The sequence below is a fragment of the Streptomyces sp. NPDC050617 genome, assembly GCF_040654795.1.
In the GTDB taxonomy this organism is placed as follows: Bacteria; Actinomycetota; Actinomycetes; order Streptomycetales; family Streptomycetaceae; genus Streptomyces.
Genome location: NZ_JBFAIS010000047.1, coordinates 1 through 16,100, shown reverse-complemented (window position 1 = coordinate 16,100; position 16,100 = coordinate 1). Strand labels below are relative to the sequence as shown.

Below are 16,100 nucleotides of genomic sequence, written 5' to 3'. Positions count from 1 at the left end.
CAGCCGCCCACCGGAAGTACCAGAAAGGTGCACCAGCATGCCGAATGCCACTGATCTGTACGACCTCGATATCGACGGAGCACGATTCCGCCGGGCCTGCGGAGGCAATACGCACCCGGACGGCGAATCGTGCGTGGCCCTGGCCCGTATCGGTGCGGACGCATGGGCTGTCAGCGACAGCAAGCGGCCGGGCGCCGAGCCGTTGAGGTTCACCACCGCTGAACTGGACGCGGCCGGCATCGACCCCGCGCGCTTCGGACTCTCGGCCTGACCGGTCGGCGCCAACTGGTGGCCTCGCCCTCTGGGGAGGGCGGGGCCGCCTCCAACCCTGCCGAACCGAACGGGACGGACCAATGCACTGCCATGGCTATCTCTGGGTCGGGGAAAAGGCGACCTTCGACAAGGAGGGCATCCGTCGTCCGCCGGCGGCGGAGGAGCCGACCGCCACAAGCCCGTCCGACGTGGCGCAGCGCTACCGGGAGGCGGCGGCCGAGTGGCGCACTTGCGATGTGCCGCCGATTCAGGTGGCTCACTGGCTGATGAAGCCGTCACGGCTTGTCCGCGGAACGTGGGAAGAGCCGAAAGAGGCCGCGGAGTGGCTGGGCCGGCAGCTCGTCGAGTTCGCGCCCCGCTTCTCCTCGGAGGAGGACCGTGACAGCACCCGGTTGACCGGACGGGTGGCCTTCGCCGCCGAGACCCTGGCCTGGGGCGGAGACATCTCGCACGGGCACTACCTGAGACGGCCGCAATTCCTGTCACTCGCTCTGGTGACGTGCTCCCCGAACCGCGCCGCGCCCCAGCTGAACTGCCCGCTCCGGTCGTCCCGCCCGTAGCCGCCGCTTTTCAGACCGTGTCCTATGTGGTGAGGCGGCCGAGCCGCTTGTAGCAGCACAGGGCGGCGGCGAGTCCGAGGGAGGCCAGGTAGTTGCGGGAATTGCGCTCGTAGCGGGGGCTGAGGCACTGGTAGCCCGACAGCCAAGACATGGTCCGCTCGGTCACCCACCTGTGGTGGCTGAGCCGTTCGCTGGAGTCGATGCCTTTGCGGGCGATGCGCACGCCGATGTGCTTACCCCATAGCCATCTCTGCAGGTGGGGGATGTCGTATGCCTTGTCCGAATGCAGCCGCTGGGCCTTGAAGTACCGGCCGCGGCAGCGGCCTGGGCGTTTACCGCTGGGTCGTAGAGCGCAGTTCTGCCTGGCTACACGGCTTCGAGCGCCTGCGCATCCGATGGGAACGGCGAGTCGATATCCACGAAGCCTTCCTCCGCCTCGCCTGCTGCCTGATTACCTTCCGACAGACCAACTAATTGTGTTGGGGACTCAAGCGGTGCCAGGGGCTGGCCGGCGTGCTCATATGCCTGGGGTAGACCCCTGTAGGTGGGCGTTCTCCTGGTGCGTGGCGGTGAGCTTGACGCTGCTGAGGCGCCAGCCGTGCGGTGTCCGGACGGCCTCGTTGTCGTAGAAGCCGACGACCAGCCATCGGTCCGGCCCGTCGCCTGCCCGTTCCTCCGGCACCCAGTGTTCGGCGCGGATGTGCGCATGGAGGGTCGCGCGGTCGCCGTCGATCTCGACGACGTGACCTGTGACGGTGTGGTGGGTGGCGGAGAAGGGGGCGAAGGCTTGGCCCAGCACTTGGACGTACTCGTCGAGCGGCACGGTCATGGGCGGCAGGCCGATGACCGAGGAGAAGTCGAGGGTCACCGAGTCGCTGTAGACGAGGGAGGGGAGGCGGGTGAAGTCCTTGAGGTCGGCGATGTCGGCGTAGCGGCCCATCAGCTCGATCAGTTCGATGCGGTCGGCGAGCGTGCTCATGAAGGGCTCCCTGTTGACTCGGGTGCGGGTGTGGGCGCGGATTTCGGGTTCCGGGACCGGTGGCTCATCGCGAGGATGCCGTCCATCAGCCGGGTCGGCAGGAAACGGGCGAGGGGGATGATGAAGGCGGCGTCCCTGCCGAGGGTGTAGCGGGCGCGCGGGCGGGGCGTGGTCGCCACCCTGGCGATCTTGGCCCCCGCCTTCGCCGCAGGTACGGCGCGTTTCAGGAAGGCTGTGTTCGACGACACGGTCGCGTTGATGAGGTCGCCGTAGAGACGCTGGTGCTCGGCGTTCATCCCGGCGGCGAGTTCGAGGGAGATGTCACCGCTGCGGGCGGCCATCTCGGTCCGTACACCGCCGGGCTCGACGACGACCACCTGCACACCGTGCGCCGAGACCTCGCGGCGCAAGGAGTCGCTGGCCGCTTCGAGGGCGAACTTGGTTCCCGCGTACGCCCCGAAGACGGGCAGCGCGGCCACCCCGCCCACGGAACTGATGTTGACGATCCTGCCCCGGCTCCGCCGCAGGAGGGGGAGGAGTCTCTGGATAACGGCGATGTGCCCGAAGAGGTTCACCTCGAACTGCTCGCGCCACACGGTAAGGGGCAGCACCTCGACGGGAGCGTTGATCTCGATCCCCGCGTTGTTGACCAGGGCACGCAGGACGCGTTGCTCGGGGTCGTCGGCGATCCGCCGGGTCAGGGCCTCGATGTGTTCCGGGACGGTGATGTCCAAGGTGACCGGTTCGACGCCGTCGGCCCGGACGGCGTCCGCCTCGCTGTCGGTGCGTACCCCGGCGAGGACGTGGTAGCCCATCGCGGCGAGGGCCTGTGCCGTCGCGGCTCCGATGCCCGACGAGGCGCCGGAGACGACGATGAGTTCGTTCTTCTGACTGTTCTTCCGCAGGTTTTTCCGTGGACGGGCCACAGCGGCGCTTCCTTTCACGAGGCAGGGGGCGTAGGCGCATCGAGGGGGAAGCGCGTGCCGGTCAGTTCCTCCGACACCTCCCACAGCCGCCGTGCCGCCGAGCCGTCACGTGCTCGGGTGGCCCGTCCGACCAGCGTCGGCGCACCGCGCATGCCCCACAGCCGGTCGGGGCCGACATAGCTGTCGCCGGGGAGGTCCGCGGTGGCGGCGTAGAGCGTGGGCAGGGCGCCGGCCTCGGCGCTGTGGGCGACGAGCCCGACGAGGAGTTTCTCGACGCGGAAACCGAGGGAGGGCTTCTCCTCCGCTCGCATCAGGTTCGTCGAGGAGATGCCGGGATGCGCCGCCGTCGAGATGACGCATGATCCCGCGCGGCTGAGTCTGCGCTGGAGTTCGGCGGCGAACAGGAGGTTGGCCAGTTTGGACTGCGCATAGGCGGCGTTCGGCCGGTACGGCCTGCGTTCCCACTGGAGGTCGGAGAAGTCCAGGGAGCCGATGCGATGCCCGAGCGAAGCCACTGTCACGACCCGCTCCTTGATGCGCGGAAGGAGCAGGTTCGTCAGGGCGAAGTGGCCCAGATGGTTGGTCCCGAACTGCAACTCGAAACCGTCCGCGGTCCGGGAGAGCGGCCCCAGGGAGAGGCCGGCGTTGTTGACCAGCAGATCGACGGGGCCCGGAAGGCCGTGGGCGAATGCCCGGACGGAGGAGAGGTCGGCGAGATCGAGGGCACGGACCCGGACCGGGCCCGTCATGGTCGCCGCCGCCGCTTCCCCCTTCTCCTGATTGCGTACAGCCAGGACGACCTGCGCACCGCGCTCGGCGAGAACGCGGGCGGTGACGAGCCCGATACCGCTGTTCGCGCCGGTGACGACGGCGGTGCGGCCGGTCAGGTCCGGAAGGTCGGCGAGGGAGAATCTGGACATACCGCGAGAGTAGTCAGCGACAACATTGTTGTCAATGGAAACATTGCGCCGAGTAGGCTGGCCCCATGCCTGACACCACCGAGCGGCGGCCCTACCACCACGGGAATCTCCGTACGGAGCTCCTCGACGCGGCGGAGCGCAGCCTGAGGGCCCACGGGGTCGAGCAGCTCTCCCTGCGGGACCTGGCACGGGACATCGGCGTGAGCCACGCGGCGCCCCGCCGGCACTTCGCGGATCGCCGTGCGCTGCTGGACGCCCTCGCGGAGTCGGGGTTTGTCCGCCTGGGCGCGAAGCTGCGGGCCGCGGTGGACGAGATCGACGACGAGGACGACCTGCCCGCTCGCCTGCACGCGTTCGCGTGGGCCTACGCCCGGTTCGCCACCGAGAACGCCACGCTGACCGAACTGATGAACTCCAGCAAGTACCGCCCGGGGGCGACCGCAGTCGCCGAGGCCGCCGCGGCCGCGTTCGGGCAGATCAGCGACCTGATCGAAGAGGGCCAGGCGCGCGGCGAGTTGGAGGGGGGCGACCCGGAGGACGTCGGGCTCATCATCTACGCCACCGTCCTGGGGATCACGTCCATGGTCAACAGCGGCATGATCGAGCCGGGACGGCTCGAAGGGCTCGTGGACAACGCGGTGTCACAGTTCCTGCGAGGTGCCTGTCCCGCAGGGCCGCGCTGACCCGGCCGCAAGATCGTGTCCCGCCTCCGCTCCTCCTGACCGACGGCGCTCGCTGCCGCGGGCGGGCGGGATGGCGTCGAGCAGGGGGATGAGCTGGGCGACATCGTTGCGGTTGCCGCCGGTCAGCACGACCGTGAGCGGTGCCCCACGCCCCGTCCGTGATCAAGTGGCGCTTCGAGCCGACCCGGCCCCGGTCGACCGGGGCCGGCCCTGTTCGCCTCTGACGGCGGATAGCGTCGCGCTCATGCCCTTTGACGTCTTCTTCTGCGACGGCGGAGGCAAGCGCGACGACCCCGAGGGCGTCATTGAACTGCTCGCTCCCGCTGGCATCCTCATCCTGGACGACTTCACCCCGTCCCCGGACTGGCCGCCCCGTTTCGGCGGCGAAGTGGATGAGCTCCGCGTGTTCTACCTCACTCATCCATTCCTGCGGGCCGCCGAAGTGCTCACAACACCGGCTGCCGCAGCGATCGTTGCGACACGTGGTCTTTGAAGAGAGGTCTGAGACGCATGGTGCCTGGCAGAGGGCGATCTCGCGCGGTTCGTCGCGTACCAGCGGATCGCGGTAGCCGAGTCGGTTCCGTTGGGGGAGTGCGGGCGCGGGGGCGTTCGAGGTCGCGTGAGCGGTGTCCTCGCTCCCGACCCCCATGTCGGATTTCCGCGAGCCCACGGGCCCGTCGGCCGTCATGCTGGATTCATGCACACCGACTTCGACCGCTGCGTGCGGGCCGTGCAGTCCAAGGACGCGCGTTTTGACGGGTGGTTCTTCACGGCTGTTCTGACCACGGGGATCTACTGCCGGCCCAGCTGCCCGGTGGTGCCGCCGAAGGTTGAGAACATGACGTTCTATCCGAGTGCGGCGGCTGCGCAGCAGGCCGGGTTCCGGGCGTGCAAGCGTTGCCGGCCGGATGCGAGTCCGGGGTCGCCGGAGTGGAATGAGCGGGCGGACCTGGTGGCGAGGGCCATGCGGCTGATCGGGGACGGGGTGGTGGACCGGGAGGGGGTGCCGGGGCTGGCGGCGCGGCTGGGGTACTCCACGCGGCAGGTCGAGCGGCAGCTGCTCGCCGAGCTCGGGGCCGGGCCGCAGGCGCTGGCCCGGGCGCAGCGGGCGCAGACCGCGCGGCTGCTGATCGAGACGGCCGAGCTGCCGATGGCGGACGTCGCCTTCGCCGCCGGGTTCGCCTCCATCCGCACCTTCAACGAGACCGTACGCGAGGTCTTCGCGCTCTCCCCGAGCGAACTGCGCGGCCGGGCCGCCCGCGGCCGGCGGCCCTCCCCGTCCGGTGTGCTCGCGCTGCGGCTGCCCTTCCGGGCGCCGCTGTGCCCCGACAACCTCTTCGGGCACCTCGCCGCCACCGCCGTCCCCGGCGTGGAGGAGTGGCGCGGCGGCGCGTACCGGCGCACGCTGCGCCTGCCGTACGGGCACGGGACCGTCGAACTGCGCCCGCAGCCCGGTCACATCGGCTGCCGCCTCGCCCTCACCGACCAGCGCGACCTGACCGGCGCGATCAGCCGCTGCCGCCGGCTGCTGGACCTCGACGCCGACCCCGAAGCCGTCGACGACCTGCTGCGCGCCGACGAACGGCTCGCGCCCCTCGTCGACAAGGCCCCCGGACGGCGCGTGCCGCGCACCGTGGACGCGGACGAGTTCGCCGTACGGGCCGTGCTCGGGCAGCAGGTCTCCACCGCCGCCGCCCGTACGCTCGCGGGCCGGCTCGTCGCCGCGCACGGCGAGACCGTCGAGGATCCGGCGGGCGGCCTCACCCACCTCTTCCCCTCCGCCGACGCGCTGGCCGCGCTCGACCCCGCCACCCTCGCCATGCCGGCCGGCCGCCGCGCCACCGTCGTCGCCATGGTCTCCGCCCTCGCCTCCGGCGACCTCGCCCTCGGCGTCGGCAGCGACTGGCCCGCCGCCCGCGAACGCCTCGACGCCATGCCCGGCATCGGGCCCTGGACCTCCGAGGTCATCGCCATGCGCGCGCTCGGCGACCCCGACGCCTTCGTACCGACCGATCTCGGGGTCCGCCGCGCGGCGGCCGAGCTGGGGCTTCCGGCCACCCCGGCCGCCCTCACCCGGCACGCGTCCGCCTGGCGGCCCTGGCGCGCGTACGCCGTCCAGTACCTCTGGTCCGTCGACGATCACGCCATCAACCGCATCCCCGCCGGGTGAACGCCCGAGCCCGTACCCTCCGCCCCTTCCATCCGCCCTCTCCCCATCGGAAGCACGTACCCATGCGCGTACACACCCGCCTCGACAGCCCCTACGGCCCCCTCACCCTCGTCGCCTCCGACGGCACCCTCTGCGGCCTCTATATGACCGAGCAGCGCCACCGCCCGCCCGAGGAGACCTTCGGCGCGCCCGACGACACGCCCTTCACCGAGACCGTGCGCCAGTTGAACGCCTATTTCGCTGGGGAGATCACGGAGTTCGACCTGCCGCTGCACCTGGACGGCACGCCCTTCCAGCGCCGCGTCTGGAGCGAACTCCAGCGCATCCCGTACGGCGAGACCGTCTCGTACGGGCAGCTCGCCGACCGTATCGAGGCCCCCGGAGCCTCCCGCGCGGTCGGCCTCGCGAACGGCAAGAACCCCATCAGCATCATCGTCCCCTGCCACCGCGTCGTCGGCTCCACCGGCAGCCTCACCGGCTACGGCGGCGGCATCGCACGCAAGCGACGGCTCCTCGACTTCGAACGCGGCGTCAGCGGCAGCGGTGCTACGGAGCCGGACGCGCTGTTCTGAGCGGCCCCAACCGTGGAGGGGAAAGCGGAGGGGAGAGACGATGCTGCCCTTCCGCCGCCCGTCTATGGCCTCGGCACGGTGGGTAAGCCTTCGGTGAACGTCACTCGCCCCGGACCAGTCGGCGGCCCGCCACGCGCGGCGCGCCACTCCGGGGCCCCTGCCCTCATGAGAGGCGGTGGCGGAAGGCATGCGCAGCGACGGGGTCGCACGGTCGTCGAGTACGAGGCATCGACATCGACATCGGCACGGGAACGGGCACGGGCACGCCGTCGTGGTGGGGGGAGGCTACGCGGGGCTCGTCGCCGCCCGAGTCCTCGCCCGCCGCTTCGATGCGGTGACCGTGATCGAGGCGGACCGCATCGACCCCGATGCGGCCCCCGTCCACCGCAAGGGGACCCCGCAGAGCCGCCACCCCCACGCGCTCCTGGCGCGCGGCGCGGACATCCTGGAGCGGCTCTTCCCCGGTCTGCGCGCCGAACTGGCCGCGAACGGGGCCCCGTTGTCCGACTTCGGTCGCTTCCCGATGCTGTACCCCACGGGCTGGTCCCCGCGCGTCACGACGGGCATCCCGCTCCAGACCTTCAGTCGGCCCCTGCTGGACGCGGCCCTCCGGCGACGTGTCCTGGCCGAGCCCACCGTCGTACTCGCCGACCGGACCCGCGTCGAAGGGCTCGCCCTCGACGCCGGGCGCCGACGCGTCACCGGTGTCCGTACCGGCGTCCATACGGGCGTCCATACGGGCGTCCGTATGGTCAGCACCGATCCGCCCGAACCGGGCCGCATCCTCCCCGCCGACCTCGTCGTCATCGCCGCCGGCCGCCACTCCCGCCTCCCGCAGTGGCTGACCGACGCCGGCCTCGCCGCCCCCGCCGCGCTCAGCGTCGACGCCAGGCTTTCGTACGCCTCCCGCGTCTACCGGCGCGACGCCCGCGCCCCCGCCCTCGACTGGCAGGCGTCCTTGCAGGCCACCCTCGCCCCGGCGGCGCGCCGAGGCGGCACCGTCCTCGCGATAGAGGAACGGCGGTGGCTGGTCTGCCTGTTCGGCGCGGACGGCGAGATGGCGCCGACCGACCCCGGCGGATTCGCCGAGTACGCGGCCTCGCTCACCAATCCGCACATCGGGCAGATCGTGGCGGAGGCCCGGCCGCTCGGCCCCGTCCACCGGTACGCGGGGCTCGGCGGCCAGTGGCACCGCTACGACCGGCTCCGCCCCTGGCCAGGCGGCCTCGTCGTGCTGGGCGACGCGCTGTGCTCCCTCAACCCGCTGTACGGGCACGGCATGACCGTCGCCGCGATGCAGGCCGTACTCCTGGGTCGGACGCTCAACACCCCCGACATCGACGGTGCTTGCCGCAGCTTCCAGCGTCGCGCCGCGCGTACCCTGCGCCTCCCCTGGCTGCTGACATCGAGCCTCGACCTGGGGTGGAGGACGGAACACGTGCCTTTGACGGCCGCCCTCTCGCGACGGGTTCTCCACCGGTTCCTGCGCCGCATACCCGACGACCCCGCCCTGTACCGGCGGTTCCTGAAGGTCCAGCACATGACGGCCTCACCCGCCACCCTCCTCATCCCGTCCTTCGGCTGCTCCGGCGAAGGCGGTGAAGGGATATGAGACAACGCATCGAAGACTTACGGCAGTTGATCATCCGGCCCGGCCCAGGTCACCCCATCTACCGACTCCCCTCCCAAGGAGTGCCCGGGGCGCGCGCCCTCAACGGCATGGTCGTCAACTGGGCCCAGGAATACGGTCTGGTGAGCGGTGCGGAGGCGCGCGAAAGGCTGGCGGCCATCCGCGCGGGCGACCTCATCGCGCGCGCCTACCCCGGCCTGCGCGCCGACCGCGCCGTACCCCTCGCGGGCTGGTTCTCCTGGCTCTTCGCCATCGACGACTACTTCGACCATCGCGGCCCGCGCACCCCGGACGGTCACGCCGCCGCCGTGCGGAAAGTACTGGCAGCGCTCCCGCCGGAGCCGCGGCAGCAGCCGGACCCGGAGCCGCGGCAGGAACCGGGTCCGGAGCCGGGGGAGCGGGCGGACGGTCTCGACTCGCCGCTGGTGCGCCAGATCGCCCACGTGTGGCGGAGGATCGCGCCCGGCAGCAGCCTCTGCTGGCGCATGCGGTTCATCACCCATGTGACGCACTTCCTCACCGCCTTCCGGTACGAGGCGCTGAACCGGCGGCAGCGCCACACGCCGTCGCTCGACGAGTACGTACAGCTGCGCCGCGCCTCCGGTTCCATCACCGCGTGCCTGGATCTGCTGGAGTTCTCCACGGGGCTGGAGGTCCCGCCGCTGCTCCATGAGACGGAACAGCTGCGGACGATGGCCAACAGGGCCGCCGACGTGGTCGTCTGGGTCAACGACGTGGTGTCGCTGGCGAAGGAGCTGGCCATCGGCGAGACCACCAACGGCGTCCTGGTCGTACGGCGCGAACTCGGCCTGACCGCACAGGAGTCGGTGGACTACATCTACGCGCGCGTTGCCGACGACATCCGCTCCTTCCACGCGGCGGAGTCCGAACTGGAGCGGATCTGCTCCGGATGGCTCGGAGTCACGGAAGCGGAGAGAGCGGCGCTGAACTCCCTGACGCACGGGATGAAGTGCTGGATGCGCGGAAACCTCGACTGGTCGGTGCGGTCCGAACGGTACGCCGTCCCCCCGGAGGGAACGACGTGCGCCGCCGCCCGGTGAGGAAGGAGGGGTCGGTGGAGAAGGAGGAGCGGGTGACAGAGGAGAGCCCGGTGACGGAGATCCCTGTGAACACCTCGCCATTCACCTGCGGTTCGGCCCCCGGAGCGCTTCCCGGGCTGGGTCACATCTGGCCGCTGCTGCACCTCCCCACCGCGTTCCTCGCCGAACTCCCCGCGTACGGCGACCTCGTGGAGATCCGACTCGGACGGACCCGCGCGTACGTGCCGTGCCACCCCGAACTGCTGCGGCAGGTGCTGGCCGGCGACCGCACGTTCGACAAGGGCGGCTCGTACTACGACAGGGCCCGCGCGATGGCCGGCAACGGCGTCGCCACCTGCCCGCACCAGGACCACCGCAGACAGCGCAGACTCCTCCAACCCGCCTTCAACCGCGCTCGGTTGGAGAAATACGCCGAGGTGATGGAACAGGAGATCACGGCCCTCGCCGCATCCTGGAGCCCCGGCCAGGTCATCGACGCGTACCCCGCCCTGTACGCGCTCTCGCTGCGCACGGTCACCCGCACCCTGTTCGGCACCCACGTCGACGAGGAGGCCGTCGAAGGCATCCGGCGCTCCTTCGAGACGGCCTTCAGCGGGTTCTTCCGCCAGATGTTCATGCCCCCGGCGCTGCGCCGGGCGCCGCTTCCGGCCAACCTCCGCCACCGGCGGGCGCTGCGGCATCTGCGCGGCACCGTGGAGCGGATCGTCGCGTCCCGCCCGCGCGACGGCGCGGACCGCGGCGACCTGCTGTCGGTCATGCTGGCTTCGCGGGACGAGGACGGCGGGCCGGGGCTGTCCGACGCGGAGATCCACGACCAGGTCGTCACGGTGCTGGCCGCCGGCACGGAGACCGTCGCCGCCACGCTCACCTGGGCCTTCCTGCTGCTGTCCCGGAACCCCGCGGAGCAGGAGAAGCTGCGCGCCGAGTGCGCGGCCGTCCTCGGCGGGCGGCCCGCCCGCTGGGCCGACGTCGAGCGGCTGCCGCGCGCCGGGCGCGTGGTCGACGAGACGGTCCGGCTGTACCCGCCGGGGTGGCTCTTCACCCGCGTGGCCACCGCCGAGACGGAGCTGGCGGGGCGCTCGCTGCCGCCGGGCGCCACCGTGGTCATCAGCCCCGTCCCGGTCCACCGCCACCCCGGCGTCCACGCGAACGCCCAGGAATTCGACCCCGACCGGTGGCTGGCGGCCCGCGCCGCCGCCCTGCCCCGGGGCGCGTTCGTCGGCTTCGGCTCGGGGGCGCGCAAATGCGTCGGCGACGCCTACGGCATGACCGAGTGCGTGCTCGCCCTCGCCACGCTCGTCAGCCGCTGGGACGTCCGCGCCGAGCCCGGCGCCGACCTGCGGCCCGTGCCGCTCGCCGCCTTCTACCGGCCGCGCCGCCTCGCGCTGCGGCTGACCCGGCGTACGGGACCGGGGTGACCTGCGACCACCGCCTATGCCCCCGGCGGGCTCCCCGCGCCGCCGTCCCGGCCGTCGTCGCGGTCCCGCGCGCTCTCCACCACCCGGCGCAGCCGCGCGTGCCGCACCGGCCCCTGCTCGGAGACGACATCGCCGACCATGGCCCGTACCGCGTCGCGCATCCCGTGCAGCGCGTGGTGACGGGCCGGGCCCGCGCCGGGATCGTCGCGGAGCTCCTTGACGAGCGACCAGCACAGCGCGAGCATCACCAGCACGAACGGCAGGGCGACCAGGATCGTCGCCGACTGGAGCGAGTTCAGCCCGCCCGCCACCAGCAGGACGGCCGCCACCGCCGCCATCAGCACGCCCCAGCCGATCACCAGCCAGGTGCGCGGATGCAGCGCGCCGCGGCTGGTGAGCGAGCCCATGACCAGCGAGGCGGAGTCGGCGCTGGTGATGAAGTACGTCATGACCAGCGCCATCGCGATCCACGAGGTGACCGTGCCGATGGGCAGCGCCTCCAGCAGCCCGAACATCGACGCCTCCGCGCCGTCCTTGATGGTCGCGGTCAGATCGGCCGCGCCCGTGATGTCCAGGCGCACCGCGCTGCCGCCCATCACGCAGAACCAGATCACCGTCGCCCCGCTGGGCACCAGCAGCACCCCGACCAGGAACTCGCGGATCGTACGGCCGTGGGAGATCCGGGCGATGAAGGTGCCGACGAACGGGGCCCAGGACAGCCACCACGCCCAGTAGAAGATCGTCCAGGTGCCGAGCCAGTCCGGGTCCGTGAACGCGCCGGTGCGGGTCGCCATCGTCAGCAGGTCGTGCAGATAGCCGCCGGCGCTCGCGGGGATGGTGTTCAGGATGAAGACGGTAGGGCCGAGCACGAAGACGAAGAGCATCAGGCACGCGGCGAGCACGATGTTGATGGTGGAGAGCCACTTGACGCCCTTGTGCAGGCCGGAGAAGGCGGAGAGCACGAAGGCCGCCGACAGCGAGCCGATGATGATGAGTTCGAGGGTCTTGGAGTCCTCGACGCCGGTCGTGATGTTCAGGCCCTTCGACACCTGGAGGGCGCCCAGGCCCAGGCTGGTCGCCGTGCCGAAGACGGTGGCGAAGACGGCGAGGAGGTCGATGACGCGGCCCGGCCAGCCGGCCGCGCGGCGCTCGCCGAGCAGCGGTACGAACGCGGCGCTGACCCGGTTGCCGCGGCCCTTGCGGAAGCCGGCGTAGGCGAGGGCGAGCCCGGCCATGCCGTAGATCGCCCAGGGGTGCAGGGTCCAGTGGAAGAACGAGTACTCCAGCGCCGTACGGGCCGACGCGCCCGTACCCGCGGAGACCCCGCTGCCGGGCGGCGGGGCGGCGAAGTGCTGGAGCGGCTCGCCGACCCCGTAGAACATCAGGCCGATGCCCATGCCCGCGCTGAACATCATCGCGATCCAGGCGAGGTTTCCGAACTCCGGCCGGTCCTCGTCCCGCCCCAGCCGGATCCGGCCGAACCGGCTCAGCGCGATCAGCACGGCCATCACGAGGAAGACATCGGCCGCGATCACGAACAGCCACGCGAAGTTCGACAGCACCCAGCCCAGCGCGGCCGACGAGGCGCGGTCGAAGGAGTGCTTGCCGAACGCCGCCCAGGCGACCACCCCCAGCACCGCGGCGCCGCCGATCGAGACGACCGCGAGGTCCGGGTGCTGGTCGTGCGGCGGTCCGGGAGGCGGTCCGGCCCGACCAGGTGTTCCGGGCGGTCCGGGTGTTCCGGGCGGTCCGGATGAGGCGGCCGGGTCGGTCGGCTGCGGGGTGTCGGTGCTCATGTCGCCCCACTATGGCCGGATTGGGAGGTTTTTCCGGGGCTGGCGCGCCGCCGGGGGCCATGGGCAACGCCGGACCATGGCGGGTAGGGTCGCTGCGGCGCGAGCGCCTGTGCGAGAGCCGGGCCGAAAAGCAAGGGGAGCAAGGTGGCGGACGTTTCCACTACAGAGCCGACGCGCGTGCTGATCGCCGCGGACAAGTTCAAGGGCTCGCTGACGGCCGTTCAGGTCGCCGAGCATGTCGCGGCGGGGCTGCGCCGGGCGGCGCCCGGCGTCGGGGTCGAGGCCCTACCGGTCGCCGACGGCGGCGACGGCACGGTGGACGCCGCGCTGGCGGCCGGGTTCGAGGCCCACGAGGCGCAGGTCACCGGCCCGCTGGGGGCGCCCGTCACCGCCACGTTCGCGCTCGGACCGGACGGCACCGCCGTGGTGGAGATGGCCGAGGCGTCGGGGCTGCGGCACCTGCCGCCCGGCGTCTTCACGCCGCTCACCGCCACCACGTACGGGACCGGCGAGCTGCTGCGCGCGGCGCTCGACGCGGGGGCGCGCAGCATCGTCTTCGGCGTCGGCGGCAGCGCGACCACGGACGGCGGGGCCGGGATGCTGGCCGCGCTCGGCGCGAGCTTCCTCGACGACGACGGCGACCCCGTGCCGCACGGCGGCGGGCCGCTGACCGAGCTGACCTCGGCGGACCTCTCCGGGCTCGACCCGCGTCTCGCGGAGGTCCCGATCGTCCTCGCGAGCGACGTCGACAACCCGCTGACCGGGCCGAAGGGCGCCGCGGCGGTGTACGGGCCGCAGAAGGGCGCCAGCGACGAGGACGTCACGACGCTGGACAACGCGCTCACGCACTACGTCGGCGTGCTGGAGCAGGCGATCGGGCCGCGGGCCGCCGAGTACGCGCAGTCGCCGGGGGCCGGGGCCGCGGGCGGCATCGGCTACGGCGCGCTGATCGGCCTCGACGCCACGTTCCGGCCGGGCATCGAGGTGATGCTGGAGGTGCTCGGCTTCGGCGCGGCGCTGGCGCGCGCCGGGCTCGTCATCACGGGGGAGGGGGCGCTGGACCAGCAGACCCTGCACGGCAAGGCCCCGGCGGGGGTTGCCGCGGCGGCCCGTGCGGCCGGGGTCGAGACCGTGGCGGTCTGCGGCCGCCTGGAGCTTCCGCAGGAGGCGCTGGCCGCGGCGGGCATCCGCCGCGCGTACCCCCTGACCGAGCTGGAGGCGGACCCGCGGCGCTGCATGTCGGAGGCGGGGCCGCTGCTGGAGCGCGCGGCCGAGGCGATCGCGCGCGACTGCCTGGGCTGAAGTGATGCTTGGGGGAGCTGGTGACGCTTGGGAAACTAGTGACGCTTGGGAGGGCTGGGGCCGGGGCGCTGGCTATACACCACAGTTATAGGTGTTCTGTATAGTCCCCCGTATGATCTCCAGCCACCCCCACTTTGGCATGCCCGAAACCGGGCTGTTCTCCATACCCGCCTCCCGGCCCGGCCGTGGTGAAACGTTTCTGGGGGCCGCGTTCTGATGGCGGAGACGATCCGGAGGCGGCCCTCGGGCATCGGCTCGGCGCCCGACCCGTCGCGCCCCGGCCGGCGGTGGGACTGGCCGCTGCTGCTGGTGTGCGCGGTCGTGGCGCTCGCGGTGGGCCTCTCGTCGCCCCCGCACACCTCGCAGCGGGTCTGGGGCATCGCCGCCGCGGCGGGGTACGGCTGCGCGGCCGTGGTCGCCGCCGTCTCCGCCAGGCGCTGGGCGCGCAACGCCGCCGTGGTGGCGCTGATCGGCGCGGTCGTCGTACCGCTCGTATACCTGACGGTGATCGACCGCGCCCAGATGGAGGTCGGCGTGGTGGAGCGCGGCGCCGACCTGCTGCTCCACTCCGGAACCCCGTACAACTCGGACCCGCACGCCGTACCGGACTTCAACCCCTACCTGCCGGGCATGGCGATCTTCGGCATACCGCGCGTGCTGTTCGGCGACTCCTTCCTCGGCAGCGCCCGGCTCTGGTTCCTCGTCGGCTTCCTCGCGGCCGCGTTCGGCGCGCTGCGGGTCTCGCTCAAGGGCACCGGCAAGGGCGCCGCCGGCGGTACGGGCGCCACCCCGGCCGGCACGTCCGGCTCCACCGGCTTCCTGTGGCTGATCGCCTGCCCCGTCGTCGCGCTGCCGCTGACCATCGGCGGCGTGGACCCGCCCGTCATAGCCCTGGTCTGCCTCGCCCTGGCCTTTACGCACCGGGGCCGGGCCGGGCGCGCGGGCCTGGCGCTGGGCGTGGCGGCCGCCCTGAAGTGGACCGCCTGGCCGGCCGTGCCGGTGGTGGTCGCCCTGCTCTGGGCCTGCCGCGGCAGGCGCGACGCGATCAGGTGCGCCGCCGGGGCCGCCGGGATCGCGGTGCTCTCGGTCGTACCGGTGGCGCTCGTGGACACCGGGGCCTTCTACCAGAACGTCGTCCTCTACCCCCTGGGCCTCGGCCCCACCCAGTCCTCCGCCGAGAGCCCGCTGCTCGGGCATCTGATCGTCTCGGTCGTGCCGCAGGGCAAGGCGGTCGCCGTGGCGCTCATCCTGATCAGCGCCCTGGCCGTGGGGGCGTCGCTCCTGCTCCGCCCGGTACGCGACGTCGTCTCCGCCGCCGATCGCTTGGCGCTCGGCCTGCTACTGGCCATCGTGCTGTCCCCGGCGACGCGCATCGGCTACGCCATCTACCCCGTCGTCCTCCTGCTATGGCCCCGCTTCGCGGTCAGCCTGTCCCGCGACCGCGGGACACCGCCCACCGATCACGACACCACGGCCCCCGGCACCAGAACCCCGGTCACCGCCGCCGCCTCCGACTGACCTCCGACTGACACGCTTCGGCGGCCGCCCTGCCCCACCAGGGCGGCCGCCGGTCGCGTCGGGCCTGTGCGCTGGGGCGGGGGTCCTCCTCGGACCTGCGGGATTGGGGGGCAACGCCGGTGGGACGAGGCCGGGGGGCTTCCTGGAGCGCTGCCGCGTGGGGCGGCATTGGGCGTGGGCGGGTGCGGGTTTCGTCTCGGACCCTGCGGGTCCAGAGCGCGGGCAGCGGCAGGGGAGGGGGGTGGCCGGTCGCGGTTCGCTGCCTGCCGCCGTGTTCGGGGCTGGGGTTAGG

14 protein-coding genes and 4 pseudogenes are annotated in these 16,100 nt (G+C 72.3%); 12 read left to right on the top strand and 6 right to left on the bottom strand.

Going from position 1 to position 16,100, the window contains the following annotated elements; genetic code table 11:
* Positions 1-37 precede the first annotated feature (37 nt).
* Positions 38-271 carry a DUF397 domain-containing protein gene (locus tag AB0I49_RS36490; protein WP_363231525.1) on the top strand — a complete coding sequence of 78 codons (234 nt, stop codon included), beginning with the start codon at positions 38-40 and terminating at the stop codon, positions 269-271.
* 82 nt (positions 272-353) lie between these two features.
* The gene (locus AB0I49_RS36485) at positions 354-833 is read left to right on the top strand and encodes a hypothetical protein (RefSeq protein ID WP_363231524.1); all 480 of its coding nucleotides are present in this window, start codon (positions 354-356) and stop codon (positions 831-833) included.
* Between the two features lie 22 nt (positions 834-855).
* On the opposite strand, the pseudogene AB0I49_RS36480 reads toward AB0I49_RS36485, so the two are convergent.
* Positions 856-1,149 (bottom strand): annotated as a pseudogene (locus tag AB0I49_RS36480) (IS5/IS1182 family transposase); the annotation flags it as partial.
* On the opposite strand from AB0I49_RS36480, the pseudogene AB0I49_RS36475 reads away from it, so the two are divergent.
* Positions 1,149-1,307 (top strand): annotated as a pseudogene (locus tag AB0I49_RS36475) (transposase); the annotation flags it as partial. The pseudogenes AB0I49_RS36480 and AB0I49_RS36475 sit on opposite strands and share 1 nt — an antisense overlap.
* A gap of 43 nt (positions 1,308-1,350) precedes the next feature.
* Here the strand turns inward: AB0I49_RS36475 and AB0I49_RS36470 are convergent.
* Genes AB0I49_RS36470 through AB0I49_RS36460 form a run of 3 tightly spaced genes read right to left on the bottom strand, consistent with a single transcriptional unit; the run spans position 1,351 to position 3,658 of the window.
* A complete protein-coding gene (locus tag AB0I49_RS36470; protein ID WP_363231523.1) occupies positions 1,351-1,812 on the bottom strand; it encodes a nuclear transport factor 2 family protein in 462 nt (153 codons plus the stop codon).
* Positions 1,809-2,738, bottom strand: coding sequence for an SDR family NAD(P)-dependent oxidoreductase (locus AB0I49_RS36465; RefSeq protein WP_363231522.1), 930 nt, complete (start codon positions 2,736-2,738; stop codon positions 1,809-1,811). The genes AB0I49_RS36470 and AB0I49_RS36465 overlap by 4 nt, the downstream gene beginning before the upstream one ends.
* Before the next feature lie 14 nt (positions 2,739-2,752).
* On the bottom strand, positions 2,753-3,658 hold the full coding sequence (locus AB0I49_RS36460) for an oxidoreductase (protein WP_363231521.1): 906 nt from the start codon (positions 3,656-3,658) through the stop codon (positions 2,753-2,755).
* A 65-nt stretch (positions 3,659-3,723) separates the two neighbouring features.
* On the opposite strand from AB0I49_RS36460, the gene AB0I49_RS36455 reads away from it, so the two are divergent.
* On the top strand, positions 3,724-4,341 hold the full coding sequence (locus AB0I49_RS36455; protein WP_363231520.1) for a TetR/AcrR family transcriptional regulator: 618 nt from the start codon (positions 3,724-3,726) through the stop codon (positions 4,339-4,341).
* Positions 4,342-4,395: 54 nt separating this feature from the next.
* Here the strand turns inward: AB0I49_RS36455 and AB0I49_RS36450 are convergent.
* Positions 4,396-4,561 (bottom strand): annotated as a pseudogene (locus AB0I49_RS36450) (transposase); the annotation flags it as partial.
* 27 nt (positions 4,562-4,588) lie between these two features.
* Here AB0I49_RS36450 and AB0I49_RS36445 point away from each other — a divergent pair.
* The 6 genes and pseudogenes from AB0I49_RS36445 to AB0I49_RS36420 form a co-directional block, all read left to right on the top strand.
* Positions 4,589-4,834: pseudogene (locus AB0I49_RS36445) on the top strand (transferase); the annotation flags it as partial.
* Between the two features lie 204 nt (positions 4,835-5,038).
* A complete protein-coding gene (locus AB0I49_RS36440) occupies positions 5,039-6,511 on the top strand; it encodes an AlkA N-terminal domain-containing protein (protein WP_363231519.1) in 1,473 nt (490 codons plus the stop codon).
* Between the two features lie 62 nt (positions 6,512-6,573).
* Entirely contained in the window at positions 6,574-7,083 is a 510-nt protein-coding gene (locus tag AB0I49_RS36435; RefSeq protein WP_363231518.1) for a methylated-DNA--[protein]-cysteine S-methyltransferase, read from the top strand.
* Between the two features lie 271 nt (positions 7,084-7,354).
* Positions 7,355-8,695 carry a monooxygenase gene (locus AB0I49_RS36430; protein ID WP_363231517.1) on the top strand — a complete coding sequence of 447 codons (1,341 nt, stop codon included), beginning with the start codon at positions 7,355-7,357 and terminating at the stop codon, positions 8,693-8,695.
* Positions 8,696-8,775: 80 nt separating this feature from the next.
* Positions 8,776-9,774 carry a hypothetical protein gene (locus AB0I49_RS36425; protein WP_363231516.1) on the top strand — a complete coding sequence of 333 codons (999 nt, stop codon included), beginning with the start codon at positions 8,776-8,778 and terminating at the stop codon, positions 9,772-9,774.
* Positions 9,775-9,824: 50 nt separating this feature from the next.
* Complete coding sequence (locus AB0I49_RS36420) at positions 9,825-11,192, top strand: cytochrome P450 (protein ID WP_363231515.1); 1,368 nt, start codon at positions 9,825-9,827, stop codon at positions 11,190-11,192.
* 14 nt (positions 11,193-11,206) lie between these two features.
* Here the strand turns inward: AB0I49_RS36420 and AB0I49_RS36415 are convergent, their stop codons facing one another.
* Positions 11,207-12,988 (bottom strand): BCCT family transporter, encoded by a 1,782-nt coding sequence (locus AB0I49_RS36415; RefSeq protein WP_363231514.1) that lies wholly within the window; start codon positions 12,986-12,988, stop codon positions 11,207-11,209.
* 177 nt (positions 12,989-13,165) lie between these two features.
* On the opposite strand from AB0I49_RS36415, the gene AB0I49_RS36410 reads away from it, so the two are divergent.
* Both AB0I49_RS36410 and AB0I49_RS36405 read left to right on the top strand, forming a co-directional pair.
* Positions 13,166-14,290, top strand: coding sequence for a glycerate kinase (locus tag AB0I49_RS36410; RefSeq protein WP_363231550.1), 1,125 nt, complete (start codon positions 13,166-13,168; stop codon positions 14,288-14,290).
* A 216-nt stretch (positions 14,291-14,506) separates the two neighbouring features.
* Positions 14,507-15,808 carry a glycosyltransferase 87 family protein gene (locus AB0I49_RS36405; RefSeq protein ID WP_363231513.1) on the top strand — a complete coding sequence of 434 codons (1,302 nt, stop codon included), beginning with the start codon at positions 14,507-14,509 and terminating at the stop codon, positions 15,806-15,808.
* Positions 15,809-16,100: the final 292 nt, after the last annotated feature.